Origin of the sequence: Oceanibacterium hippocampi, from assembly GCF_900172325.1 — a bacterium.
GTDB lineage: Bacteria > Pseudomonadota > Alphaproteobacteria > Sneathiellales > Sneathiellaceae > Oceanibacterium > Oceanibacterium hippocampi.
In genome coordinates this window covers 58,716-84,006 of sequence record NZ_FWFR01000003.1, presented here as the reverse complement: position 1 = coordinate 84,006, position 25,291 = coordinate 58,716, and the positions used below count along the sequence as shown (strand labels likewise).

General features: G+C 64.9%; 14 protein-coding genes. 10 read left to right on the top strand and 4 right to left on the bottom strand.

The window, feature by feature from the left end; genetic code table 11:
- Window positions 1–10 precede the first annotated feature (10 nt).
- Complete coding sequence (locus tag OCH7691_RS15740) at window positions 11–712, bottom strand: endonuclease/exonuclease/phosphatase family protein (protein WP_085884550.1); 702 nt, start codon at window positions 710–712, stop codon at window positions 11–13.
- 8 nt (window positions 713–720) lie between these two features.
- Window positions 721–2,844 (bottom strand): VTT domain-containing protein, encoded by a 2,124-nt coding sequence (locus OCH7691_RS15735; RefSeq protein ID WP_085884549.1) that lies wholly within the window; start codon window positions 2,842–2,844, stop codon window positions 721–723.
- Window positions 2,845–3,056: 212 nt separating this feature from the next.
- Between OCH7691_RS15735 and OCH7691_RS15730 the strand changes: the two genes are divergently transcribed.
- From OCH7691_RS15730 to OCH7691_RS15720, 3 genes are all read left to right on the top strand, one after another.
- Window positions 3,057–3,476 (top strand): PaaI family thioesterase, encoded by a 420-nt coding sequence (locus OCH7691_RS15730; RefSeq protein WP_176245101.1) that lies wholly within the window; start codon window positions 3,057–3,059, stop codon window positions 3,474–3,476.
- A gap of 162 nt (window positions 3,477–3,638) precedes the next feature.
- Entirely contained in the window at window positions 3,639–4,943 is a 1,305-nt protein-coding gene (locus tag OCH7691_RS15725; protein WP_217808076.1) for an NADH:flavin oxidoreductase/NADH oxidase family protein, read from the top strand.
- Window positions 4,944–4,959: 16 nt separating this feature from the next.
- On the top strand, window positions 4,960–5,760 hold the full coding sequence (locus OCH7691_RS15720) for a DUF169 domain-containing protein (RefSeq protein ID WP_085885125.1): 801 nt from the start codon (window positions 4,960–4,962) through the stop codon (window positions 5,758–5,760).
- Between the two features lie 6 nt (window positions 5,761–5,766).
- On the opposite strand, the gene OCH7691_RS15715 is transcribed toward OCH7691_RS15720, so the two are convergent.
- Window positions 5,767–6,246: a MaoC family dehydratase gene (locus OCH7691_RS15715; RefSeq protein ID WP_085884547.1), complete on the bottom strand. Its 480-nt coding sequence runs from the start codon at window positions 6,244–6,246 to the stop codon at window positions 5,767–5,769.
- A 271-nt stretch (window positions 6,247–6,517) separates the two neighbouring features.
- On the opposite strand from OCH7691_RS15715, the gene OCH7691_RS15710 reads away from it, so the two are divergent.
- From OCH7691_RS15710 to OCH7691_RS15680, 7 genes are all read left to right on the top strand, one after another.
- A complete protein-coding gene (locus tag OCH7691_RS15710; RefSeq protein ID WP_085884546.1) occupies window positions 6,518–8,614 on the top strand; it encodes a Gfo/Idh/MocA family oxidoreductase in 2,097 nt (698 codons plus the stop codon).
- Window positions 8,615–8,619: 5 nt separating this feature from the next.
- Window positions 8,620–9,738, top strand: a complete 1,119-nt coding sequence (locus OCH7691_RS15705) for a glycosyltransferase (RefSeq protein WP_176245100.1) — start codon at window positions 8,620–8,622, stop codon at window positions 9,736–9,738.
- A 222-nt stretch (window positions 9,739–9,960) separates the two neighbouring features.
- Window positions 9,961–13,431: an adenylate/guanylate cyclase domain-containing protein gene (locus OCH7691_RS15700; RefSeq protein WP_085884544.1), complete on the top strand. Its 3,471-nt coding sequence runs from the start codon at window positions 9,961–9,963 to the stop codon at window positions 13,429–13,431.
- Window positions 13,432–13,835: 404 nt separating this feature from the next.
- The gene (locus tag OCH7691_RS15695; protein ID WP_085884543.1) at window positions 13,836–14,801 is read left to right on the top strand and encodes a division plane positioning ATPase MipZ; all 966 of its coding nucleotides are present in this window, start codon (window positions 13,836–13,838) and stop codon (window positions 14,799–14,801) included.
- 240 nt (window positions 14,802–15,041) lie between these two features.
- Window positions 15,042–16,247 carry a glycosyltransferase gene (locus OCH7691_RS15690; protein ID WP_176245099.1) on the top strand — a complete coding sequence of 402 codons (1,206 nt, stop codon included), beginning with the start codon at window positions 15,042–15,044 and terminating at the stop codon, window positions 16,245–16,247.
- Entirely contained in the window at window positions 16,234–17,376 is a 1,143-nt protein-coding gene (locus OCH7691_RS15685) for a glycosyltransferase (protein WP_085884541.1), read from the top strand. Before OCH7691_RS15690 ends, OCH7691_RS15685 begins: the two co-directional genes overlap by 14 nt.
- 785 nt (window positions 17,377–18,161) lie before the next feature.
- Window positions 18,162–24,503, top strand: a complete 6,342-nt coding sequence (locus OCH7691_RS15680) for an Ig-like domain-containing protein (RefSeq protein WP_085884540.1) — start codon at window positions 18,162–18,164, stop codon at window positions 24,501–24,503.
- A gap of 465 nt (window positions 24,504–24,968) precedes the next feature.
- Here OCH7691_RS15680 and OCH7691_RS22980 read toward each other — a convergent pair whose 3' ends face one another.
- Window positions 24,969–25,289, bottom strand: a complete 321-nt coding sequence (locus OCH7691_RS22980) for a hypothetical protein (protein WP_139839745.1) — start codon at window positions 25,287–25,289, stop codon at window positions 24,969–24,971.
- Window positions 25,290–25,291 lie beyond the last annotated feature (2 nt).

The window sequence follows — 25,291 nt, the reverse complement described above, 5'->3', positions numbered from 1 at the left end:
GGCTGCCAGCTCAGCAGGGCGGCTCGCGGAAATGTGCGACGACCGGCAGATGGTCGGAAGCCGGACGCGCCGACGTGACCGTCGCCGAATGCTCCCAGGCCTCGACTGCGTCCGACCAGATCCGGTCGAGCGGGAAAAGCGGGAAGCGGGACGGGAAGGTCGCGTGATACGACCGGCAGGGCATGTGTCCGGAGAGCCGCTTGAGCGCGCGCGAGCGCGGATACCAGACATTGAAGTCGCCGAGCAGGATCGTCGGCAGGCCGCGCTCCTTGGCCAGCACGTCGCGGATATGGTCGAGTTGACGCCCGCGTTCGCCGAGCCGCAGGCCGAGATGGGTGGCGAGGATCCGCCAGTGGCGCGCGCCGGTATCGATGACGGCGTCGATCAGCCGCCTCGGCTCGCGGCCGGCCACGGAAATGTCGTGGATCCGCGATTCCACGAAGGGCCAGCGGCTGGCCAGCATCTGGCCGTAATGCCCGTCGGCGGCGATGATCGCCCGGGCATGCACAGCGTGATCGCCGATCTGGGTGCGCAGGAATTCGAACATGTCGAGACCAGGGGGGCCGCGCCAGCCGTCGTCGACCTCCTGCAGGGCGACGATCGAGGCATCCAGTGACTTGATGACGCCCGCGGTCCGTTCGCGATCGAACACTCCGTCGGTGCCGACGCAGCCGTGGATGTTCCAGGTTGCAACGCGAAATCCGGAGGTCATGCGGACGCTCAGTTCCTCGGCCCGAAGCGATGCACCAGCCGTTGCAGGCCGAGCGTGACCGCGAGCCAGGCAAGCACGCAGAGCGCCAGCAGCGACAGCCCGGAAATCGTCGGCGCCTCGACCAGCCGCGCGAGCTGGTGGCCGAACGCGGTGATCACCAGGATCCCCGGCACAAGCCCGAGAATCGAGCCGATCAGGTAGTCGGTGAAGCGGATATGGCTGGCGCCCGCCACCAGATTGACCACCGTGAAGGGCGCGATCGGCATGAGCCGCAAGGCGGTCACCGACATCACGCCGCGGCTCGCCAGCGCCCGGCTCACCTGGTTGACCCGGCGCCCCACTACGCCGCGAAGGAATCCGCGCCCGGTTGCCCAGCCGACCAGGTAGGTGACGGTTGCCGTCAGCAGGCTGCCCGTCAGGGCAAGCACGAAGCTGGTGAGGGGATCGTAGAGCATCGCCGTGACGGCGATCAGGACGGTGATGGGGAAGGCGAGCAGACCGCCGACCAGATAGATTCCAAGCAGCGCCAGCGCCGACATGTCGCCGCCCGCGTTCGCCGCGAGCCAGTCCTTGAGTGCTGCCGGCCTGGCGAATTCCGAGAGCGGCGTCAGCGCCCAGGCCAGGCCGACCGCGAGCAGCAGCAGTCCGGCCAGCGCGGGGCGGATCCACGGTTTCAGCGGCCGCTTCACCTGGCCGTTGAAGCTGTCGCCGAGATGCAGGCCGGGATCGACCGGGTTTTCCGGGTCGGCGAGTTCGGAGACGGCAATGCCAAGTCCCGATGTCGTGCCGATATCGAGATCGATCGGCCGCAATGCGCGGTCGCTTTCCGCGCCGTCGTCCAGCCAGGCGAGCAGCGAGCCGGCCTCATCGATTCCCGCCTCGACCTCGTCAGGCGTGCGCCCGCAATGTTCGCCGATCAGGCCGTTCCGCAACCGCCGAATGGCGGCCCGGTCTTCCTCGTTCCGCGCCTCGACCAGGAGGTCGCACTCGGTATCGGTTCCCATGGAACGGTTCGCGAGATTGGCGGAGCCGACCCGGAGGAAGCGGTCGTCCGCGATCATGCACTTGGCATGTACCATGACGCCTTCGCCGATTTCGTCGTCCGGTATCGCCGGATAGAGAAGGCGGACCCGGTCGGCGACGCCGGCCTCGGCCAGCCGTCGCAGGAATCGCTGGCGGCCACCATTCATGGAATTCTCCTCGAGCCAGCCGTGATGGAGCTTGGGGGCGACCATGACGAGTTCGAGTTCCGGCCTCTCCTCCATCCGGCGGGCCAGCGCCTCGGCGACCCGCCGGGCGGTGATGAACTGGTTCTCGATGTAGATCGTCCGCTCGGCGGCCATGACCGTGTCGATGAAGAGCTGTTCGACTTCGCGGACCTCGGGGTGATCTTCGAACTCGGCTTCGGTGCGGGCAATGCCCAGCAGCGCGCCCCTGAAGTCCGGCTCCAGCCCCTCCGGCCAGGCAATGGTCTGCTTCGCCAGGGCCGCGGCCGGCCTGCCCGTGGCGCGCCGCCAGCGTCCGCGGGACAATTCACCGAGCGCCCGGGCCGCTTCGCCGTTCACGATCATCTGCATGTCGTGGAAGGCGCGATAGGGGGCGCCGGACGGATCGATGCGATCGGAATCGTCCGCCTTGTGCGCTCGCCGGTCCCAGCGGCGGATCGTCAGGTCGAGGCCGCCGCAGAAAGCGATCGCATCGTCGACGACGACGATCTTCTGGTGGTGGCTGGTGCCGACCGGACAGGAATCGTCCAGGCAGACGCGGACATTGGCAGGCGTCGCCCAGTCCAGACTGACGGTCGGCAGGGTTTCCCGCTCGGCGGCATAGACGATGGAATAATCCCAGAGCAGCACATGAACCCGCAATTCCGGTTTCTTCACCGCGATCCAGTTCAGCAACGGCCCAAGCGTCGTCGGCGCGTCGTCATCGGCGACCTCGCCGATGCACAGGCGACAGCGACTGTCGACATCCCAGCCGATGATGAAGATCGACTTCTCCGCGGTCATCAGCGTCCGCCGCAGGACCGGAAAATAGTTGTCGCCGTCGACGAGCAGGGCCGCGCGTTCCGCCTCGACGCGGCGCCAGCAATTGCTGCCTTCCTGCAGGAGCCCGTTCTCTTCTTCCGCCATTCTCGGTTTCTTGATCGATTTTCCCCCGGGACAGACGCACGCCCCTTTTCATAACGTTCCTGCGGCGGCGACGGTTCCCCGCCAGGGATCGGCATGGCCGGTTTCATGACCCGGCAGGTAATTGCCAGCGTACGGGCCCGGCCTTATCGATGGCGGACGCCACCGCTCGCCGCGACGATGCGCCCGGCGTTCGAACAGATATGGGAGCGAAAATGTCGAAGCTGAAGGAGTGGATCGATTCCATGGTCGCCGGGGCGCCGTTTGGCCGCCATCTCGGCATGAAATGCGTGACGCTGGAGGAAGGGCGCGCGGTCTTCGAAATGCCCTTCGCCGACCACAATGTCACCGTCGGCGAGATGGTCCATGGCGGCGCCATTGCCGCGCTGGTCGATGCGACGGCGACCGCGGCCTTCTGGCACACCGAGAAGCTGCCGGAGAACCCGCGTGGCTCGACGATCGGCTTCACCATCAACTACCTGAACGCGGCGATGGCGGCGGCGCTGGTCTGCGAGGCGGAGGTGATCCGCCGCGGCGGCTCGATCCATGTCGCCGATGTCTGGGTGCGTGACGACAAGGGCGAACCGATCGCCCGCGCGACCGTCACCTACAAGCTCTCCGCCGGCCGGAAGTAATCGGAACGGCCGGTCCCCCGCCGCGCCGGACGGCTCGCCCGGAACGGTTCATTCCGGCGCCGGCCATTGACCGGCGGTCCCGCCGTCGTGGATGCTTGCCGCCTGGAAATGCCCGGCCGGCGGTCAGGTCGGCGCAAAGAAACATCCCGGGGGAGAGCGATCGTGCCGGATATCCTGAACATGCCGCTGGACCTGCCCTGCGGCGCGGTCCTGCCCAACCGGCTGTGCAAGGCGGCGCTCACGGAGGGGCTTGCCGATCCGCGGAACCGGGCGACGGCGGCGCATGAAAGGCTTTACCGGCGCTGGTCTGAGGGCGGCGCCGGGCTGATCCTGACCGGCAACGTGCTGGTCGACCGCCGCTATCTCGAGCGTCCGGGCAACGTGGTGATCGATGGCCCGCAGGACGGTGAGGCGATGGCCGCGCTCCGCGCCTATGGTGCAGCCGGCACGGTCGCTGGCAACCAGCTCTGGATGCAGCTCAACCATGCCGGGCGGCAGACGCCGAAGAGCATCGCGACCGAGCCTGTCGCGCCCTCCGCGGTCGCTCTCGATCTGCCGGGCGACGGCTACGGCGTGCCGCGTGCGCTGACGCATGAGGAGATCCTCGACATCGTCGCCCGCTTTGCCCATGCCGCCGGCGTGGCGGAAGAGGCGGGCTTCACAGGCGTTCAGATCCATGCCGCGCACGGTTATCTGATTTCCGAGTTCCTGTCGCCGGCGGTCAACAGGCGCGAGGATGACTGGGGCGGGACGACAGGGAAACGCGCCCGGCTGCTGATCGAGGTGATCCGCGCCGTGCGTGCCCGCGTCGGCACGGACTTCGCGGTCTCGGTCAAGCTCAACTCGGCCGATTTCCAGAAGGGCGGTTTCTCCTTCGAGGATTGCAAGACGGTCGTCGGCCTGCTCAACGCGGAAGCGGTCGACCTGCTGGAGATTTCCGGTGGCACCTACGAGCAGCCGCGCATGATGGGCGGCAAGGAAAGCGCCTATCGCGAGGGGCTGCCCGAATCGACCCGGCTGCGCGAGGCCTATTTCCTCGCCTACGCCGCCGAGATCGCCAGGGTCGCGACCATGCCGCTGATGGTCACCGGCGGCTTCCGCAACCGCGCAGCGATGGTCGAGGCGATCGAGCAGGACGGCATCTCCGTGATCGGCCTTGGTCGGCCACTCTGCGTCGAGCCCGATTTCCCGCGTCTCCTGCTGTCCGGCGAAAGCGACGGCACGATCGCCTGGGAACGCCGGCTCCGCGAGCATCCGGGACCGGTCGATTCGGCGATCCCCGCCGACAGGGCGCGCGCCATGCTGGCCTGGGGCATCCAGGGCTGGTTCTGCCTCCAGCTCCTGCGGATGGGGGCCGGCGACGATCCCGACGAGGGGCTGGGCGTCATCCAGGCCTTCCGCGACTATGCCGCCAACGAACGCGCCGCCGCCGCGGCGCTGATCCGCACCGGGCAGGGTGCTTCCTGAGATCGGAGTGAGCGAGATGACCACCGCCAACTGCTGGGACGACGCGAACGAGTACGACTACGCGGCGCTCGTCGACGATTTCAACCGCTACCTGAAGCTGAAAACCCTGCCGATCGGCATGAAGCGCTTCCGGACCGTCGCCGAGATGGAGGCGGTGCCGCGCATCCGGCGGCCCGACCCGGCGGAGAAGATGGCGACCGACCAGATCGTCGGGCAGTCGCGCTGGATCGGCTGGACCATCGGCATCACCATGGAAAACCTGATGGGGCCGCAGTGCGGCGCGGTTGTCGGCCTGCATCCGCGCGACGAGAAGTTCCTGAGCGGCGATCATTTCGAAGGGGTCTGGTATGGCACGCTGGCCGACAGCGCCGGCCACCAGGCGGCGATGAGCTGCGCCTCCTACGGCGATTACGAGGGGCTGGCCTGTTCGCCACTGACCTCGGGCCGGCTCGACAACCCGGATATCTGCCTGATCTACGGCACGCCCGGGCAGATGATCACCTTCGTCAACGGCTTGCAGTACATCGGCTACAAGAAGCTCGAATTCTCCTGCGTCGGCGAAAGCGCCTGCGCCGATTCCTGGGGCAGGGCGCTCGCGACCGGCGAGCCTTCGCTGTCGATCCCCTGTTACGCGGAACGGAAGTTCGGCGGCGTGCAGGACGACGAACTGCTGATCGCGCTGCCGCCGAGCTACCTGCCGGCGGTGGTCGAGGGGCTGAAGTCGCTGAGCCGGAACGGTCTCCGCTACCCGATCCCCAATCACGGGATCGAGAAATCGCCGATGACCAGCATCACCCGGAGCTACGGCGAACGCTGATCCGGGTCAGGCGGCGCGCTTGCGGATCAGGTAACGGTGCTCGCCGTCGAGGACGCGCTCGCCCTTCTGGTTGTGGATGGTCGCGGCGAGCGTCAGCACACCGGTCGTGTTCTGGGGCGTGAGTTCCTGCACGAACAGTTCCGGGTAGAGCGTGTCGCCGACATAGACCGGTTTCAGGGTGCGGAAGCTGCAGCCGAGCATGGCGACCAGCGAATCGGCGACAAGCGCCGGAAAGACGCCGGCCCCGGCGGCGCTCTGGATGAAGACCTGCATGCCGTGTGCCAGCATTTCCGGATGGCCCTTGCGGCGGCAATAGTCGCGGTCGTAGTGGATCGGATCGTTGTCGCCGGAGGCCAGCTGGAAGGCGGCGAACAGGGCCTCGGTCATGGTCCTGGACGGGATATGGAAGCGCTCCCCGATCGCGAAATCCTCGAACCAGCGGCTCTCGGCGAAGCGGTGGCGGGCGGGATCGAAGGGAGGTTCCATGGACGGCCATCCGTGCGGCGGGGGTCTTTCCCTCTAGCAGAGAATGGCGGCCGGCGCCAAGTCGGGGCGCCGGTTCGATGCATACCGGTCGCGATTTCGCGATATGTATCCGATCGGCGATACTGAGCCGGCGACCGTCCGGGCGGCGTCGATCATCGCCGTCTGATCCATATAAGGGATTCTGTAAGCATTCCCGTGTTTTCTCTTGGCACAGCCGGAGTCGCGAGGCTATCCGGGTGCCGTCTTTTCAACTGACTGAACATTCGAGGCCATGGCAGAACGACGTATCGCGCTGATCGGCGCCGGATTCATCAGTGACCTCCACGCCGAGGCCCTGAAGACCCTCCCCGGCGCGCGGGTGGTCGCGATCGTCGACCCGGCGGTCGAGCGGGCCCGCCAGGTCGCCGCGAAATGGGGCATCGCCGGCAGCTTCGCCTCGATCGCGGAGATGATGGAGCGTGTCGAGGTCGACGTCGCCCATGTGCTGGTGCCGCCAAACCTGCACCGGCCGGTCGCCGAGGAACTGATCGAGGCGGGGCTTCACGTCTACCTCGAGAAGCCGATGGCGGAAAGCGAGGCCGATTGCGAGGCCTTGCAGAAGCTGGCGAAGGCCAGGGGCGTCGCGCTCTCGGTCAACCAGAATTTCCGCCGCCATCCGGCGCAGCTTCGGGCCCGGCAGATTCTCGACGAGGGACGGCTCGGCCGGCTCCGCTACCTGCATTGCAACTATTTCATGCCGGTCGGCCAGATGGAGGGACGCCAGTTCGGACACTGGATGTTCAACGAGCCGAAGAACCTGCTGCTGGAACAGGTCGTCCATCCGCTGTCGCAGATCGACGACTTCATCGGCGCGATCCGCGACTTCAAGGCGACGCCGGAGCCGATGCGCGATTTCGGCGGCGTGAGCCTGCAGACCGACTGGCGCTTCACCCTCAATGGCGAAAGCGTCAACGCGGATCTGGCCGTCTCGCTTGGCGCCCGTTACCCGAACTGGACGATCACTGCGCTCTGCGACGATGGCGAGTTGCGCGTCGACTACCTGCAGAACCGGGTCATCGCCAAGCGCCCGAGCCGCTATCTGGAGGCGCTCGACCATTATGTGACCGGCGTCGATCTCGCCTGGCAGACAGCCCGGCAGGCCCACGCCAACCTCGCGAACTACTCGCTCGCGCTGCTGAAGCTGAAACGGCGTTCCGACCCCTTCTTCCTCAGCATGAAGGGCAGCATCGAGGCCTTCTACGGTGCGCTCGAGCGCTCGCCGGAGACGCTTGACGGCGCGCTCGGGCGGCGCCTCGTCGGCTTTTGCGACAAGGCGATCCGCAAGGCGCGGATCAAGACGCCGGAGGGGACCGAGGTTCGCGAGGCCGGCAAGGGGCCGTACGACGCGCTCGTGATCGGCGGGACCGGGTTCATCGGCCGCGCCGTCGTCGGCCAGCTTGTCGCCGCCGGCCGCAAGGTCGCCGTCATGGCCCGCAACACGCGCAACCTCCCGCCGCTGTTCGGGCACGAGAATGTCGCCATCGTACGCGCCAGCGTGACCGATCGCGCGGCGCTGGAGAAGGCCGTCGCGCTGGCGCCCGTGGTCATCAACCTGGCCCATGGTGGCGGCGCCGCCGATTGGGACGGCATGCGGAAGGCGATCGTCGGCGGGGCGGAAACCCTGGGGGCCTGCTGTCTCGCCGCCGGCACGAAGCGGTTGATACATCTCGGCACCATCGCCTCGCTTTATCTCGGCACGCCGGGTGAGCGGATCACCGGCGACCGGGCGATCGATTCGCGGCTCGACAAGCGGAACGACTATTCGCGCGCGAAGGCGCTCGCCGACGAGGCGCTGCTCGCCATGTACCGGACCGAGAAGCTGCCGGTCGTGATCCTGCGGCCGGGTGTCGTGATCGGCGAGGGAACGAGCCCGTTCCACAGCGGCGTCGGCTTCTACAACAGCGAACCGCATTGCCTGGGCTGGAACGACGGCCGCAATCCCCTGCCGCTGGTCCTGGCCGAGGAAGTCGCGGATGCCGTGGTCCGGGCCATGGACGCCGAGGCGGTCGAGGGCAAGACCTACAACGTGGTCAGCGACGTCCGGATGAGCGCGCGGGAATATACCCACGAACTCGCCCGGGTGCTGAAGCGGCCGCTCGAATACCATTCGCAATCGATCGCCAAGCAGGGCGTGGTCGAGAGCTTCAAATGGGGCGTGAAATACCTGACCGGGCGCCGGGGACCCTATCCGGGCGTGCATGAGACCCGCTCCAACGGGCTGCCGGCGACTTTCGACACGTCGGACATCAAGAAGGACCTTGGCTGGACGCCGATCGCCGCCCGCGAGGAATTCGTGAGGAAGGCCTTCGACGTGCACGGCGAGGGATGAGGCAGATGGCGGCGCGCGAATATCGGCTGCTGCACGCCTTCTCGACCTTTGCCTTCGGTGGCCCCGAAGTCCGCTTCACGGTCATTGCCAACGCGCTCGCCGGCCGCTACCGGCACGACATCGTCTCGATGGATAGCCGCTTCGACTGCGCCGAACTGCTGGCGCCCCGGGTCTCGTTCGAAAAGCTGACGCCTGACGTCCGGAAGGGCGGCGGTCTCAGCCTCGGCAACCTGCGCCGATTCCGGCAGTTGCTGAAGGAACGGAAGCCGGACCTTCTCGTCACCTACAACTGGGGGGCGATGGAATGGGCGCTCGCCAACCGGCTCGGGCCGCGGCTGCCCCATCTCCATTTCGAGGACGGATTCGGGCCGGAAGAGGCGAACGGCAGGCAGATTCCCCGGCGCGTGCATTTCCGCCGTCACGTGCTGCCGCGCGCGACCGTCGTCGTGCCTTCGACCGGCCTCGAACGGATCGCGACGGAGACCTGGCGCCTGCCGGCGCGGAATGTGCTGCGCATCGTCAATGGCGTCGACATCAACCGGTTCGCCACCGCGAATCCCGTTGCCATTCCCGGCCTGCCCGACGGTGTGCCGGTGATCGGCAGCGTCGGCGCGCTGCGCGGCGAGAAGAATTTCGCGCGCCTGATCGAGGCTTTCGCCGATATCGAGGGCAAGCCCGATGTCCACCTGGTGCTGGTCGGCGAGGGTGGCGAGCGGGCGGCGCTCGAGAATCTTGCGTCGGTCCGGGGCGTTGCCGAGCGGGTGATCTTCACGGGCCGTATGAACGCGCCGGAAGGGGCGCTGAGGCGCTTCGACGTGTTCGCCCTGTCCTCCGACACCGAGCAGATGCCGATCAGCCTGCTGGAAGCGATGGCGGCTGGCCTGCCGGCGGTCTCGACCGATGTCGGCGACGTGAAGGCGATGCTGGCCGAGCGCAACCGGCGCTTCGTCGTCGCCCGCGAGGATCGCGGCGCGCTTACCGCGGCGCTTTCGATGCTGCTGGAGCGCGGCGATCTCCGTCATGCGCTGGGCGCGGCTAACCGCGCTCGGGTCGATGCGGAATTCTCCGAATCCGCCATGACGAACCGCTATGACACCCTCTTTCGCGAGCTGATCGGGGTCTAGGCTATTCCGGCGGCCGCCGATCCGGCTGAAGACCCGCTGACCCCCGACCGCCGGGGCAATCTCGTCGCACAAACCGATTGTGGCCCGGAAGAACCGGTCCGGGACGCGTCGGTCATCCGCCGAGCAATCGCAATAGTTTCCAGCGACTAGGATCGAATATTCCCGATTACTGATAGGTTTCCCTGAGTTTTTTGGTAAGTTCGATTTCAGGGAGTTCGGAAATTGGACGATGGTTTGAGAGCATGGCTGCAGGATTTGGGACTCGCAAAATATGCAGATATTTTTGCTGATAATGACGTCGGTCTGGACGTTCTTGGCTATCTGACGGAGGACCATCTAAGGGAGTTAGGTGTTTCCCTCGGCAACCGGCTGCGACTGTTGAAGGCGATCGCTGCCGAAACCGGCCTGCAGGTTCCGGCAACCCCGATCAACGTTCCGGAACCAACCGATCCGTGGGCGTCCGCACAGACGCCAACGGTTTTTGCCCCGACCGGGACCGCGCCCGAGCGTCCCGCACCGGCAACGACGACGGATGCGGAACGGCGTCCGCTGACTGTCATGTTCTGCGATCTGGCGGATTCGACCGCTCTCTCGACCAAGCTCGATCCGGAGGACCTGCAAGACGTCATCCGTGCCTATCAGGAAACCAGCACCAGGCTCGTCCGGAAATATGATGGCTATGTCGCGAAATATATGGGCGACGGCATCCTGGTCTATTTCGGTTACCCGAAATCCCTTGAGCGGGATGCCGAGAGAGCGGTGCGAAGTGCGCTGGCCATCGTCGAGGCGATGGCCGGGCTGAACCAGACGCTCGGTCGAGACAAGGATATCGCGATTGCCGTACGGATCGGGATTGCCACCGGCGTCGTGATGGTCGGCGAGGTCGTCGGCGACGGAATGGCACAGGAACGAACAGTGATTGGCGAGGCGCCAAACATGGCAGCCCGTTTGCAGGGTGTCGCCGGCCGCAACGGGATCGTCATCGGCTCGCTAACCAAGGAACTTTCGGGCGACGCGTTCATTTATGACGACACCGGTGCCCGCGAGTTGAAGGGCATCCCGGGTTTGGTCAAGACCTGGGGCGTGCTCGGGCTCCGCGACGACGCGGCGCGTGATGCGGAGCACGAAGATCCTGACGGCGCGGCGGACCTCCCGCCCCTCGTCGGGCGCGAGGAAGAGTCTGGGTTGCTGCGCCGTGCCTGGCAAAGCGTTCAGGAAGAGGGACGCGGGCAGGCTGTGACGATCAGCGGTGAAGCCGGCATCGGCAAGAGCGTCCTGGTCGACGGGCTGCGGGCTGAAATTCGGGCAGAGGGCTTGCCGCAGATCGTCTTGCGTTGCTCGCCCTACCACGTGAACAGCGCATTTTTCCCGGTCATCGAATATTTCAAGCGGCTGGCCGGCTGGCAGCCTGAAGACGACACCGGCGCGCGCCTGGGCAAGCTGGAGGTGGCACTTCAGGACTTCGAACAACCGACCAGCGAGACAGTACCCCTCTTGGCGGCGCTGTTGAGCCTGCCTTTGCCGGAGGACCGCTATCCGCCGCTCGCATTGACGCCACAACAGCAGAAACAGCGGATCCAGGACCTTGTAATTGCCATGATCCTGGAAGAGGCGGAACGTCGGCCGATAATGCAGATTTGGGAAGACCTGCACTGGGCGGACCCGTCGACGCTGGAACTGATCGGCGTGCAGATCGATCAGGTGCCGACCGCTTCGCTGCTCATGCTTCTCACCGCCCGTCCGGATTTCATCCCGCCCTGGCCGGCGCGCTCGCACATCACGCCGATCACGTTGAATCGTCTGGAAGCCCAGCATGCCGCGGCGCTCATCACCAATACCGCGGGCCGGAATACCTTGCCCGAGGATGTGATCGATCACATCGTTACCAAGGCGGACGGCGTGCCGTTGTATGTGGAGGAACTGACCAAGACCATCCTCGCGTCCGACATCCTCCGGGATATCGGGGACCGTCTGGTGCTGACCGGGCCGCTCTCCTCGTTGAGCATTCCCGACACGTTGCAGGAATCCCTGATGGCGCGCCTGGATCGGCTTCCCCAGGTTCGCGAGTTGGCCCAGCTAGGTTCGGTCCTGGGGCGGGAATTCGCCTACGAAATGATCTCTGGCTTGTCGGCCACCAGCGACAGCGTGTTGCAGGATGGGCTTCAACAATTGGTCGATGCCGAACTGCTGTATCGGCGGGGGCGGCCCCCGCGCGCCAGGTATATCTTCAAGCACGCCCTTGTTCAGGATGCGGCCTACGGCTCGCTGCTGCGCCGGACCCGCGAGCAATGTCACCTGCAGGTAGCGCAGCTCATGGAAGCGAGCTTCCCGGAGATTGTCGAGATGAGCCCGCAACTGGTTGCCCATCACTATCTGGAGGCGGGCAAGGGCGAGAACGCTGTCGATTATTTCCAGAGGGCCAGCGCGCGCGCCATACGCATGTCGGCGCACAGCGAAGCCATCGCCCATCTGTCCAAAGGGCTGGAACTGGTCGAAACTCTACCGGAAGGGAGTGCGCGCGACCGACTCGAGCTGTCGATGCAGATGTCGATGGGCCAGGTCCTGATCGCCGCGGAAGGATACGCGGCTGTGCGGGCGGAAACCGCTTACCTTCGGGCGCTTGCATTGTGTCGGGAGATGGCAGACGTGGAGAAGGAATTCTCCATCGTGCAAGGGCTGTCCGTCATTTATTTCGTTCGCGCGGACCTGAAGAGATCGCGCGAACTTGCCGAGTATCTTGTCAAATTGGCGGGATCGCGCAAAGTGCCCGGCCCCGATCTGGCCGCCGACCGGTCGCTTGGCTATGCCCTGACATTCCTTGGTGAACTTGAAGCCGGTCACGCGTGCCTGGACCGCGCAAGTTCGTCCTATGACAGCGCCATTCACAGAGCATTTGCCGCGGGCCTCGGCGGGGCGGATATGGGCGTCGGCAGTTATTGCTTCAACGCCTGGTGCCTTTTTGCGCTTGGCTTTCCTGATCGGGCACGGGAATCGACGACGCGAGGCTTGAAGCTGGCGCAGGAACTGAACCACCCGCTCAGCGAAGCCTTTGTGCATTGTGCTTCGGCAGTAATCTGTCTGATGCGCGGCGAGCATGAAATGGCGCGGAGACATGCCACATCCGGAGTGGATATGGCCACTGAGAAAGGTTTCCCGCAATATATCCATTTCAACAGAATTCCCCTTCATCGGGTGCTGCTCGATCTTGAAGAAGGAGAGGCCGTCGAGAACATCACCCGCATACGCGTGACCATCGATGCCTGTCGTGCGGTTGGCTCGAATCTGGTGAACCCTCTCTGGCTGTCCATGTTGGCGCCTGCCTACGGCCAGGATGGGCAGACGGCAGACGGTCTGGCCATCGTCGCCGACGCTCTGGGTGAGATAACCCGGACGAGTGAACGAATCTGGGAGGCCGAACTCCTCCGGATCAAGGGTCAGCTTCTCCTCAATGGTGGCAACGCGAATGTTTCCGAATCCGAGACCTGTTTCCGGAAAGCCATCGCGGTTGCCCAAGCCCAGAATGCCAGGGGGTGGGAACTGAGGGCCGCGACCAATCTGGCGCGCCTGTGGCTCGATCAGGGCAAGCCTGACGATGCCCGCGATCTCTTGAGGCCCATCTACGACTGGTTCACCGAAGGGTTCGAGACGGCGGACCTCAAGTGCGCGCAGTCGCTGCTGGATGAACTCGGATGACTTCTAAGCCGGTATTTCCGCGCCGCCGCGTGTCCCCGGCTGTTCAGCAGTGAGCCTCGATGATCACGCGCGCTCACGCGGGCAACCTCGCGCGGCGCGGCGCACCGCGTCGTCGGGGCGAGACGAATTCGTCGGAGGCTTCAATGCGGTGTGAGGCGCTCATGCTAAGCCCCGGAAAAGCCTTGAGGAAATCCCGGCACAACATGTGGTGAGCGTCTATTCTACATACGCAATGTATTGAAACCCGCCGGGAAACGCGATAAACCCAACGTGCCCGGCATCGCGGGCGATTTGTCGATCTTGATTAGTTGGAACGGCGTTCCAAATCGTGCGCTGAATAGTGGATCAATCGCTGTAGTTCAGATGTTGTGACTTTGGTCGCGAACGAGGTCTGAGGGCACTGGATGAATATTCTCGAACAGTTGCGTACACAGCTGCCGCACGATCACATCCTCGGCGATGGTATCCCGGAAGTTGGAAAAGGCCCGAAGAAGAAGTCGGTCCGCCGCGCCTACATCATCGTGCTCGGCAATATCAAGGGCGGGTCGGGCAAGTCGACGACCGCCATGCACCTGTCGGTCGCCCTTGTCGATCGCGGTTATCGCGTCGGCGCCATCGACCTCGACGGGCGGCAGCAGACGCTTGCCCGCTATCTCGAGAACCGCGCCGCCTTCGCGCGGAACCGGGGCATCGAATTGCCGATGCCGGATATCCGCGCGATCCCGCCGAGCAATCTGACCCAGGCGCTGAGCGAACGGAACAGCAAGATCCAGCGTTTCGGCCGGGCGCTAGAGGAACTGATCTTCCAGAACGATTTCGTTGTCATCGACTGCCCGGGCAGCGACGACCTGATCGCGCGGATCTGCCATTCCTTCGCCGATACCCTGGTCTCGCCGATGAACGACAGCTTCATCGATCTCGACCTGATCGCCCGCCTCGACCCGGAAAGCGGCGAGTTCCTGCGTCCGACCTGGTACAGCGAGATGGTCTGGTCGCAGCGCAAGCGCCGTTCGACGATCGACGGCCACCGGATCGACTGGGTCATCATGCGCAACCGCCTGACCCATATCGACGCCCACAACAAGCGCCGCATGGCGACGGTCCTGCAGGATCTGGCGCCGCGGCTCGGTTATCGCGTCGCGCCCGGTTTCTGCGAACGGGTGATCTATCGCGAATTGTTCCACAAGGGGCTGACCCTGCTCGACCTGACCCGTCCCGGAGTCGACATGCCGCTGTCGATGAGTCACCTCGCGGCGCGCCAGGAAGTCCGCAACCTCGTCTCGTCGCTGCGTCTTCGCCGGCTCGACGAACCGTCCGCCTTCCTCGGTACCGAGGGCGCCGGGACAGGGGCGAGCACCGCGGCGGCCTGAGAGGCGGACGCGTCGCGCCGCCCGACGTGATCGCGCCGCCCGCTGGCGCCGGTGCCCGTTCGACCATACGTCAGCCGGCCCGTGCCGGCTTCCGCCAGTCCGATCTCCGTCATGTTCAGTAATCGTTATTGCTTGGCCGGTAGGGTCCCGGACAGACAGGGGCGGCCGGCATTCCCGATAGCGGCCGAGTAGAGTGACGTGATGAAAGCGCTTTCGCCGAAGGCGATAGGAAAACCTGACATGGCGGCCGGGGGAGCGGACAACGCCACCGCCGGCGTGAGGCCGCGACTGGTTGTCTTCAGCGACGACTGGGGGCGTCACCCGTCATCGAGCCAGCATCTCTTGGGGCATCTCCTGCCGAGCTACCAGGTCGACTGGGTCAACACGATCGGAACCCGGCGACCGTCACTCAGCATGCGGGATCTGGCGCGCGCGGCGGAGAAACTGCGTGAATGGATTTCAGGCGGCCGGCCGCGCCCGGCTGCCGACGAGAGGAATGCGACGGATACGTCGCTTGCACCCGACATCCACGCGCCGGTGCATTGGCCCGGCTTTGCCAGCCGGACCGAGCGCGCGTTGAACCGCCGGCTTTTCCTGCGCGCCCTGCACGACGTTCTCTATCGCGCGCCGCGCCCGCTCGCTGTGATCACCACGGTGCCGATCGTCGCCGATCTGGCGGAGCGGACGGCCGATCTCAACTGGGTCTACTATTGCGTCGACGACCTGAGCGAATGGCCCGGGCTGGACAAGCAGACCCTGGTGACGATGGAACGCGACCTGGTTGCCCACATGCGAGGCGTGATCGCGGTCTCCGGTCATCTCGCCGGGCGGATGCGGACGCTCGGGCATTCACCGGCCATGCTGACGCACGGCGTCGATCTCGATTTCTGGCGGCAGGTGACACGGCGACGTCCGCGTCGGCCGGAGGAAAAGCCGGTGCTGCTTTTCTGGGGCCTCGCGGACGGCCGTCTCGACAGCGCGATCTGCCTGAAGCTTGCCGAGGTCGCGACCCTGCGCATGGTCGGCCCGCGCTCCGACGTGGACCCGGCGCTGCTCGCCCATCCGGGAATCGAATGGGTCGGCCAGGTCGGCCTTTCCGAACTGCCGGCCGAGGCGGCCCGGGCCGACGTCCTGGTGATGCCCTATGGCGACCTGCCTGTAACGCGGGCCATGCAGCCGCTCAAGCTGAAGGAATATCTGGCAACCGGCCTGCCTGTCGTGGCGGCGGAGCTGCCGGCCAACCGCGACTGGGCGGCGGCAATGGACCTGACGTCCGATCCGGCGCGCTTTGCCGACTTGTGCCTGGAACGTGCCGGTGCGCCGTTGCCGGCGGGGCAGGCGCGGGCACGGGAGGCGCTGGAGGCGGAAAGCTGGGCCGCCAAGGCAACGCAATTCGAAGCCCTGCTGCAGGGGTTTTCAAGTGAGGGTGAGCATGGGCCGCTTTGACGCTCCGGTCGGCATCCTGCATACCCGGATCGTCAGCGGTGCGGGCGGCGGGCCTGAAAAGACGATTCTGAACTCGCCGCGCCATCTCGATCCGGCGCGCTATCGGGCGATCGCCTGCTACCTGCACGCGCCGGGCGATTCCGAGTTCTCGGTTATCGAGGCGCGGGCCAGGGAACGCGACTGTCCGCTGATCGGCATCGGCGACGCCGGGGCGCTCAGTCCGCGGACCCTGTGGCGGCTGGCCCGGATCTGCCGCGAAGAGAAGATCGGCATCTGGCACGGGCACGACTACAAGACCAATCTCATCGGTGTCCTGCTCAGGCCGTTGCTGGGCTTTCGCCTTGTCACCACGATGCATGGCTGGGTCACGCACACCAGCCGCACCGGCCTTTATTACGCGATCGACCGCTGGACGCTGCCGCGCCATCACGCCGTCGTCGCGGTGTCCGACGACCTGTTCGCCGCCGGTCGTTCGGCCGGGGTCGCCGAGGACCGGATGCACCTGATCGAGAACGCGATCGACACGGAGGAGTTCCGTCGCCGGGTTCCGGCCGAGGACGCCCCGGGACGGCAGACGCCGCCCGGTCGCCTGGTCATCGGCGCGGTTGGCCGCCTGTCCGGCGAGAAGGGCTTCGACCTGCTGATCGAGGCGGTCGGCGGGCTGATCCGGGACGGCCACGATCTCGAGCTCCGGATTGCCGGCGAGGGCCCGGAGCGGCTTTCGCTGGAGGCGCAGATCGCCGCCCTCGGGCTGGCCGACCGGGTACGCCTGCTCGGCTTCGCGCAGGATACCCGCAGCCTGTTCGAGGGCTTCGACATATTCTGTCTTTCGAGCCACCGGGAAGGACTGCCGAACGTCATCCTGGAAGCGATGGCGATGGAGGTCCCGATTCTCTCGACCCGGGTCGGCGGGATGCCGGCCTTCGGGCGCGATGACGGGGACATGCGGCTCGTCGATCCGGGTTCCGCCGAGGGCCTCCGAGAGGGGCTCGCGCCGCTCTGCAGCGATGCCGCCCTGCGCCGGCGGCTTGCAGTGGCGGCGCGCGAGCGCGTCGAGCGTGAGCACAGCTTCACGCGACGGATGGCCCTGATGCAGGCCGTCTACGACAAGGTCCTGGCCGGACGCTGAGCCGCCCCGCGCGGCCGCGCTTACGCGGCCCGCACACTTCCCCCCGATCCATTCAACCGATCGTCATGCCACCCGACGGGCATGCAGGCCCGGGCGTGTGCGCCATTCTTGACACACACAAGCCACACTGCCGCCCCGGCGACGGCGGTATAACGGCGTCATGACAGCATTCGCCATGCGCCCTGGGGCGCGGTTCGGGCGGGTGCTGTCGGATCGGCGGCAAGGCCGTCGAAGGCGACCAGTAATAATGCTCAGTGAGTAGAAAATAGGTAAGTTTGCGTAGCACCATGATTAGTGAACCGCTAGATGACCGATTTCATCTGTACTTGTGTTTAGAAGATCAGTTTCTATTTTTGTCTGTTGAAGTCATTCAATAAGACAATAATCAACTAGATCACCCCAAAATAACATGGAATGTAGGTTCGGAAAAATTTCCGAAGAGGGAATTGTATTGTCTGAAACAACCTGTTCTGTCTCTCGATATGGGAATTTGTCTAAAATGTTATCGATTTTTATTTGCTTCGCTTAATACCTTTTTAGGAATTTCGGCCTAAAACCTCAATCAACTCTGAAGCTCTCTGACCCGGCCGGATGTGAGGCCGGCCTCGGGTCCGGGATATCGTCAAGGCGATCAGGGGACGTGTTTTAGGAGGGGGCTGGAACGCGGGGACGGATCTGAACGATCAGACCGGACCGCTCACCAGTAGATCAGAACCGGCGCCGAGAATTGGTGCCTACGCAAGACCGCGATTGCGCAGTACGCCCGCGAACTGGAGTTGTAACCGATGCCTTCTCGCTACGACGATTTCATGAATTCCCTGTACAGCCTGTTTAACCAGTCCAGCGGGACGACTGCGAATAACAGCCTTTGGCCGATCGATCTGTTCGGCCTCGAAAGCGCCTGGGACATGTATGCCAGGTACGGCACCTCTGGCGACGACAAGATGACCGGCAGCAGCCAGGACGAGACCTTCTATGGTGGCGCCGGCGAGGACACGATACGCGGCGGGTCGGGCGACGACGAGATCCATGGCGAAGACGGGGCGGACCGCCTCGAGGGTCAGAATGGCGACGACCAGATGGATGGCGGCGCCGGTAACGACTATCTGAACGGCGGCAACGGCGACGACATCGTTTATGGCGGCGACGGCAATGACGACGTCCGTGGCGGCGCCGGCAACGACGAGGTTCACGGCGGCGACAACAACGATACCGTTCGCGGCAATGACGGCGACGACCAGCTCTTCGGCGACGGCGGCGACGACAAGCTTTATGGCGGTGACGGCGACGACGAACTGAACGGCGGCGAGGGCAGCGACCTGCTCAAGGGCCAGGACGGCGACGACGAACTTTACGGTGATGCCGGCAACGACAAGCTCTACGGCGGTACCGGCGACGATGTCCTCAACGGTGGCGACGGCGACGACCGGCTCTATGGCGAAGCCGGCGACGACATGCTGTATGGCGACGATGGCGACGACGTCCTGAAGGGCCAGAACGGCGAGGACACGCTCTATGGCGGCGCCGGTGACGACTTGCTGCACGGGGGCGCCGACGCGGACGCGCTGTTCGGCGGCGACGGTGACGACTCGCTTTATGGCGCCGACGGCGACGATATCCTGAACGGCGGCACCGGGATCAACTACCTGAGCGGCGGCAACGGCAACGACACGGCCGCCTATTTCGCGCAGAGCGCGGATTTCGATGTCTTCCGGCTGGAGGACGGCAAGATCGTCGTTATCTCCAAGGACCAGCAGACCATCGATACCCTTTACAAGGTCGAGTACATCCAGTTCGCCGACAAGATCCTGGCGACCGACGATCCCTCGATCCCGTTGTTCGGCAGCAGTGCCGACATTCACGTCGAGGGCACTGACCTTGACGACGTTCTCGAGGGTGGCGACGGCAACGACACGATCTCGGGCGCGGATGGCGACGACGTCCTGATCGGCGGCAGCGGCCGTGGCAACGACACCCTGATCGGCGGCAGCGGCAAGGACTGGGTGGTCTACACCAGCGCCGACGAGTCGATCCGCGTCGACCTGGCCGAAGGCGTCGCCTCCGGCGACCCGGACATCGGCGTCGACACGTTGATCGGCATCGAGAACGTGGTGGCCGGTCGCGGCGACGACATGATCATCGGCGATGCCGGTGACAACGTGCTGGTCGGCCATGACGGCGACGACGTCATCAGTGGCGGCGGCGGCGAGGATGTCCTTCTTGGCGGTGCCGGTTATGACGTCGTGACGATCGACGGCAATATCGGCGACTACCAGAAGCAGGCCGAAACCGAGATCATTCGCGTGCCCGGCCATCGCGGCGAGCAGCCGACTTTCCAGGCGGTCGAGGTTTCCTTCTCGAACGGTACCGACACGATCAAGGTGGGCGGTGTCGAGGAGGTTCGCTTCGCCGACCGCACCGTCTTCCTCGATGGCCGCAACAACGGTCCTGATGCCGCGAACGACAGCTATTCGGTCGCCGGCAACACCTTCGGCGTCGCGGCCGCGGGCGGTCTTCTGGCCAACGACGGCGACTTCGACGGCGACCAACTCCAGGTCGTGGCCTTCACCGGCGAGACCGCCGAGGGCGGCCAGATCACCGTCAATGCCGACGGCAGTTTCTCCTATGTGCCGCCCGCCGGCTTCAACGGCGCGGACAGCTTCACCTACGAGATCAGCGACGGCCGCGGCGGCAGTTCCACGGCCACGGTCGAGCTGAACGTCACGGCGGTCAACCAGGCCCCGGAGGCGGCCGCGGATGCGGTCGCGGCCAAGGCCGGCCAGCCTGTCACCTTCGATGTGCTGGCCAACGACAGCGACGCCGACGGTGACGTGCTGACCGTTTCCGGCATCGCCTCCCAGCCGTCGCACGGCGTCGTGACCGTGAACGGAAACGGCACCATCACCTATGTTCCGGCGGATGGTTATACCGGCGAGGACAGCTTCAGCTATCGCGTCAGCGACGGCAACGGCGGCTCCTCGGTGGCGACCGTGCGGATCGACGTGGCGGCGGTCAATGTCGGTCCCACCGCATCGGACGATGTCGCGACGACCGACCAGGGCAGCTCGATCGTCATCGACGTGCTGGCCAACGACAGTGACGGCGACGGCGATGCGCTGAGCATCCAGGCGATCACCGAGCAGCCGGCGCACGGTTCCGTCTTCATCAACAACGACGGCACCATCACCTATACGCCCGCGGAAGGCTTCCACGGCGAGGACAGCTTCAAGTACCGGGTCGGCGACGGTAACGGCGGCTTCTCGATCGCGACGGCGAGCGTCCTGGTCAACAAGATCAACGCGGTGCCGGAAGCGACCGACGATTTCATCGGCGTTGATGCCGGCCAGTCGATCGTCATCGACGTGCTGGCCAACGATGTCGACGCGGACGGCGATGCGCTGGCCATCGACGGCATCGTCCAGCAGCCGGCCCATGGTCTTGTCACGGTCAATGCCGACGGCACGCTGACCTATGTCCCCGCGGACGGCTTCAGCGGCGAGGACACCTTCGTCTACCGGGCCACGGACGCCCAGGGCGCGACGGCGACGGCGACGGTGATCATCACGGTCGACCCGGTTTCCGGCAATCTCGACTGGGGCGTCACCCCGACGATCCTCGGCACCGACGCCAATGACCGGATCTACGGCGTCGACGGCGTCAACGACGTCATCTCGGGCGGCGCCGGGGCCGACTGGATGGACGGTGGCTCGGGCGACGACAGCTATCTCGTCGACAACGTCAACGATGTCATCGGCGAGCGCTATGCCCGCGGCTTCGATACGGCGGTGAGTTCGGTCGACTATTCGATCGAGTACAACTACGAGATCGAGAGCATCCGTCTCGTCGGCAGCGCCAACATCAACGCGACCGGCAACGCCAACCGCAACCTGCTGATCGGCAACGACGGCGACAACCGGCTGGACGGCCTTTCCTACTGGGACACGCTCCGCGGCGGCAAGGGCAACGATACCTACTACGCCCACTACGGTGACTCGGTTGAGGAAAAGGCGAACGAAGGTATCGATACCGTCTATCTCGACACCTACAAGACCGGCAAGCTCTGGGACAATGTTGAGAACCTGATCCTGACCGGTTCCGAGGCCTGGCCGGTTCACGGCAACGATCTGGACAACCGGATCGTCGGCAATCTCGGCGCCAACAAGATGTATGGCTATGCCGGCAACGACACGCTGGAGGGCGGCGCCGGCAACGACACGCTCGACGGCGGCGATGGCCTGGACGTCGCGGTCTACAGCGGCAACGCCTCCGACTACACGGTGAGCAAGAACGCCTATGGCGACTATGTCGTCAAGTCGAACGGTACCGGCGAAGGCACCGACACGCTTTCGAACATCGAGGTGCTGCGCTTCGCCGACGGTGACAAGACGATCGGCGAGTGGAACGGCGGTCAGACGCCCACCGACCCGACACCGACGGACCCGACGCCGACCGATCCGACGCCGACCGATCCGACGCCGACCGATCCGACGCCGACCGACCCGACTCCGACGGACCCGACGCCGACCGACCCGACGCCGACCGACCCGACGCCAACGGACCCGACGCCGACTGATCCGACGCCGACCGACCCGGTCCCGGCCGATCCGATCCCGGTCGACAGCAGTGGCTCGATCTCGACGCCGGGCCTGACCGGTGCCAACGTACTGAAGGCGCCGCATATCACCCAGGCGGCGGAAGCCGAGGACGTGGTCGCGGTTCGCCTCTACAACTACGGCAGCAGCGCCGAGGACTCCGGCTACAAGACGTTTGGCCAGGTATTCGCCAAGGGCGACGTGCCGTCCGGCACCGGTCTGACGGCGATGATCGATGGCGTCGAAGTGCCGCTCCAGATGGATGTCAAGGCGACCCATGACGACGGTTCCGTGCGCCACGCGGTACTGACGGTTGCCAGCCCGGCCCTCGATGCGGGCGAGGCGATCGACGTCATGCTCAAGACGTCATCGGATCCGGCGCCGACGGGGTCCGTCAGCATCGCCTCGATCCTCGACGGCGGTTACGACGTCGATGTCGACATGAAATTCGGCTCCAAGTCGTACCACATCGAGGCTGCCGACGTGCTCGCCGACGCCCTGCAGAGCGGCGACTACACGACCTGGCTGAACGGTCCGCTGACCAGCGAATATTCGGTCCAGGTCGACGTCACCGACATGATCCAGGTGCGCTTCGACATCCGCGCCAACGCGGACGGAACGGTCACGACCGATGTGGTGTTCAGCAACAGCCACACCTTCTCGATCGATACCCAGAACGTCACCTACGACGTGTCGATCAAGCAGAACGGGCAGGTCGTCGAGAGCCACAACAACCTGCAGCACCACCAGAACGGCACCTGGCATGCCCAGGTCGAATCCGATGGCGGCAACAGCGTGCAGGTCATCTACGACGTCGACTACCTGATCGAGACCGGCGCGATCCCGGCCATCGATACCTCCATGGGTGCCCGCGAAGGCGAGGTCGTCAGTGCCTACGACGGCCTGGTCAACGACAACGATCCGATGTCGAACGCGGGTGTCAGGGAAAGCATGCCGGCGCCGGGCGGCCGTGACGATATCGGCCTGATGCCGGCCTGGACCGTCGATTACCTGTTGTCGCAGGATGCGCGCGCCGAAGCGGTCATGCTCCGCAACGCCGATGCTTCAGGTTCGGTCCCGTGGCACTATATCGACGAGGCGACCGGCGACGTGGTCAGCGTCGAGGATCATCCGCGCCTTTACCTGGGGAGTGCCAACGTCGGCAACGCGACCACCCCGGTGGGCGGCGCGTCCGCGGCCGGCACCGGGTGGGAGCCCGACTCGGCGCATCAGCCGGCCCTCAACTACGTGCCCTACCTGATCACCGGCTCGCAGTACTACCGCGACGAGCTCAAGGCCCAGGTCTCCTGGACGATCGGAGCGGTCGATCCGAACTACCGCGAGGACGGCGAAGGCCTGATGGAGCGCGGTAACCAGGTGCGCGGCCAGGCATGGACGATGCGGAACCTTGGTGACGCGGCCTACATCCTGCCGGACGACGACCAGATGAAGGGCTACTTCGAATCGATCCTCGACAAAAATCTCGAGGCCTACGTGCAGAAGTACGTCATCGACGGCGCCTACGACTCCGCCGGCGAACTCGAAGGCTTCATCTGGCGCGACCGCTACGTGGCACCCGGTGCCGTGGCGCCGTGGGAGGACGATTTCTTCACCATGGCAATGGGCACGCTGGCGTCCCGCGGCTACGACCTCGCGCAGACGATGCTCGAATGGAAGGCGAACTGGACCGTTGGCCGCTTCCTGGCCGAGGAACAGGGTTTCAATCCATATGTTGCGACCTCGTATCGTATCTTCGTCCGTGATGAACAGACGGGAACCCACTTTAGTTCCTGGGATCAGCTCTACACCGACTCGAACGACGGTTCGACCAGCCTGGTCGGCACGCCGAACGCGGCGGACGGCTATCCGGCGATCGCCGCCGGGGCGCTGGCGACGATGATCGATGCCGGTGTCGATGGTGCGGTCGAGGCCTTCGGGTTCGTCGTCGGCGAGACGGTGAGCATGCACGCCAACTACGAGAAGAACGGCGTCTTCCATCTCGCGCCGCTGATCGGGTCGGACGGCGATCGTCTCGGTGAAGAGGACTACATCATCGGCAACGACTCGGCCAACACGCTCACCGGCACCAATGCCAACGAGTTCCTGCATGGCCTGAAGGGCAATGACGTGATCTCGGGCGGCGGCGGCGCCGACTGGGTGTTCGGCGGCGACGGCAACGACAAGCTCTATGGCAATGCCGGCGATGACCAGTTGTTCGGTGGCAAGGGCAACGATCAGCTGACCGGCGGCTCCGGCAACGATCTTCTGAACGGCGGTGCCGGTGCGGACCAATTCATCTTCGATAGCAACGGAACCGGAAAGGATGTTATTGAAGACTTCGAGACCGGTCTCGATGACATCGTTCTGAAGGCGAACATGAACGGCAACGGTATCGATAGTGGAGCGGATGCCCTGGCGGCGATTTCGGCCAATAGCGACGGCGACGCGGTAATCGATCTCGGCAACGGGAACCATATTACCCTGCTCGGTGTCGACCCCGACGATCTCTCGGCCTCCGACTTCATCTTCAACTGAGCCTTACTGGCACCACGACACGGGGCCGGCTGCAAGCCGGCCCCGTTGTCATGTCCGATCAGTGCCAATCCGCTCCTGGAATCACCCCGTCGTCGAGGCGACCGACCGGTCGCCGGCGATCTCCGGTGCGGCTTGACTGATCGCATGTCCGGTCTTTTCGCTGGTCCGCGATTTCTTCACTTTCCCCGCCTGTGACAAAGTTGTGATGATTGTCGGAAATATTTCGGCAAGTGATTCGCAGCTAGCACTGTATTTGCCTTATTGTTTCACTGTTGCAAAAATGCACTTGCAAGCCTAAGTGCTTGATATTGCGCATATATTCTCTACGCCAATTGTCGAGATCGGGCAGGGTCCGCAAGACGTTGCGGGCTCTACTTCAGACATTGCCTTAACTGTCGGAAGGCCGGTCCGATCCGACGGTGCCCCAGCGTTAACGAATTTGTTAACTACGTTTGGCAGGGTTCGCTAGAAACCGAGGGCGACCAGCCGGTTGGGGGAGATCAATTCGGCGGGTCGCTCTGGACGATGATTGGGGTCGGTCAGGGGACCATGCAGCAGAACGAGAATCTGGTCAGCGCCAAGTGTGGCGAAGGGAAAGCGTGTGTGAAATTGCCGAGCGGTAATACCACATACGTAATCGCCGCTGCCGGCACTGACGATGGGCGGAACGGTTGCAGGGATCCTTTTCAATTCATTCGGTCGACGACATGCGTTGACCCGGTAATCAGGAGCAGGCGCACCGCTGATTAGCAGGCGCGCATGCAGTAGGACGACGAACTGGAGCATTT

What these genes read in the sequence shown, in the direction of transcription:
- OCH7691_RS15695 (WP_085884543.1), top strand. Translation starts at nt 13,836, where the DNA reads ATGAATATTCTCGAACAGTTGCGTACACAGCTGCCGCACGATCACATC.
- OCH7691_RS15690 (WP_176245099.1), top strand. Translation starts at nt 15,042, where the DNA reads ATGGCGGCCGGGGGAGCGGACAACGCCACCGCCGGCGTGAGGCCGCGA.
- OCH7691_RS15710 (WP_085884546.1), top strand. Translation starts at nt 6,518, where the DNA reads ATGGCAGAACGACGTATCGCGCTGATCGGCGCCGGATTCATCAGTGAC.
- OCH7691_RS15720 (WP_085885125.1), top strand. Translation starts at nt 4,960, where the DNA reads ATGACCACCGCCAACTGCTGGGACGACGCGAACGAGTACGACTACGCG.
- OCH7691_RS15735 (WP_085884549.1), bottom strand. Translation starts at nt 2,844, where the DNA reads ATGGCGGAAGAAGAGAACGGGCTCCTGCAGGAAGGCAGCAATTGCTGG.
- OCH7691_RS15705 (WP_176245100.1), top strand. Translation starts at nt 8,620, where the DNA reads ATGGCGGCGCGCGAATATCGGCTGCTGCACGCCTTCTCGACCTTTGCC.
- OCH7691_RS15715 (WP_085884547.1), bottom strand. Translation starts at nt 6,246, where the DNA reads ATGGAACCTCCCTTCGATCCCGCCCGCCACCGCTTCGCCGAGAGCCGC.
- OCH7691_RS15680 (WP_085884540.1), top strand. Translation starts at nt 18,162, where the DNA reads ATGCCTTCTCGCTACGACGATTTCATGAATTCCCTGTACAGCCTGTTT.
- OCH7691_RS22980 (WP_139839745.1), bottom strand. Translation starts at nt 25,289, where the DNA reads ATGCTCCAGTTCGTCGTCCTACTGCATGCGCGCCTGCTAATCAGCGGT.
- OCH7691_RS15685 (WP_085884541.1), top strand. Translation starts at nt 16,234, where the DNA reads ATGGGCCGCTTTGACGCTCCGGTCGGCATCCTGCATACCCGGATCGTC.
- OCH7691_RS15730 (WP_176245101.1), top strand. Translation starts at nt 3,057, where the DNA reads ATGTCGAAGCTGAAGGAGTGGATCGATTCCATGGTCGCCGGGGCGCCG.
- OCH7691_RS15740 (WP_085884550.1), bottom strand. Translation starts at nt 712, where the DNA reads ATGACCTCCGGATTTCGCGTTGCAACCTGGAACATCCACGGCTGCGTC.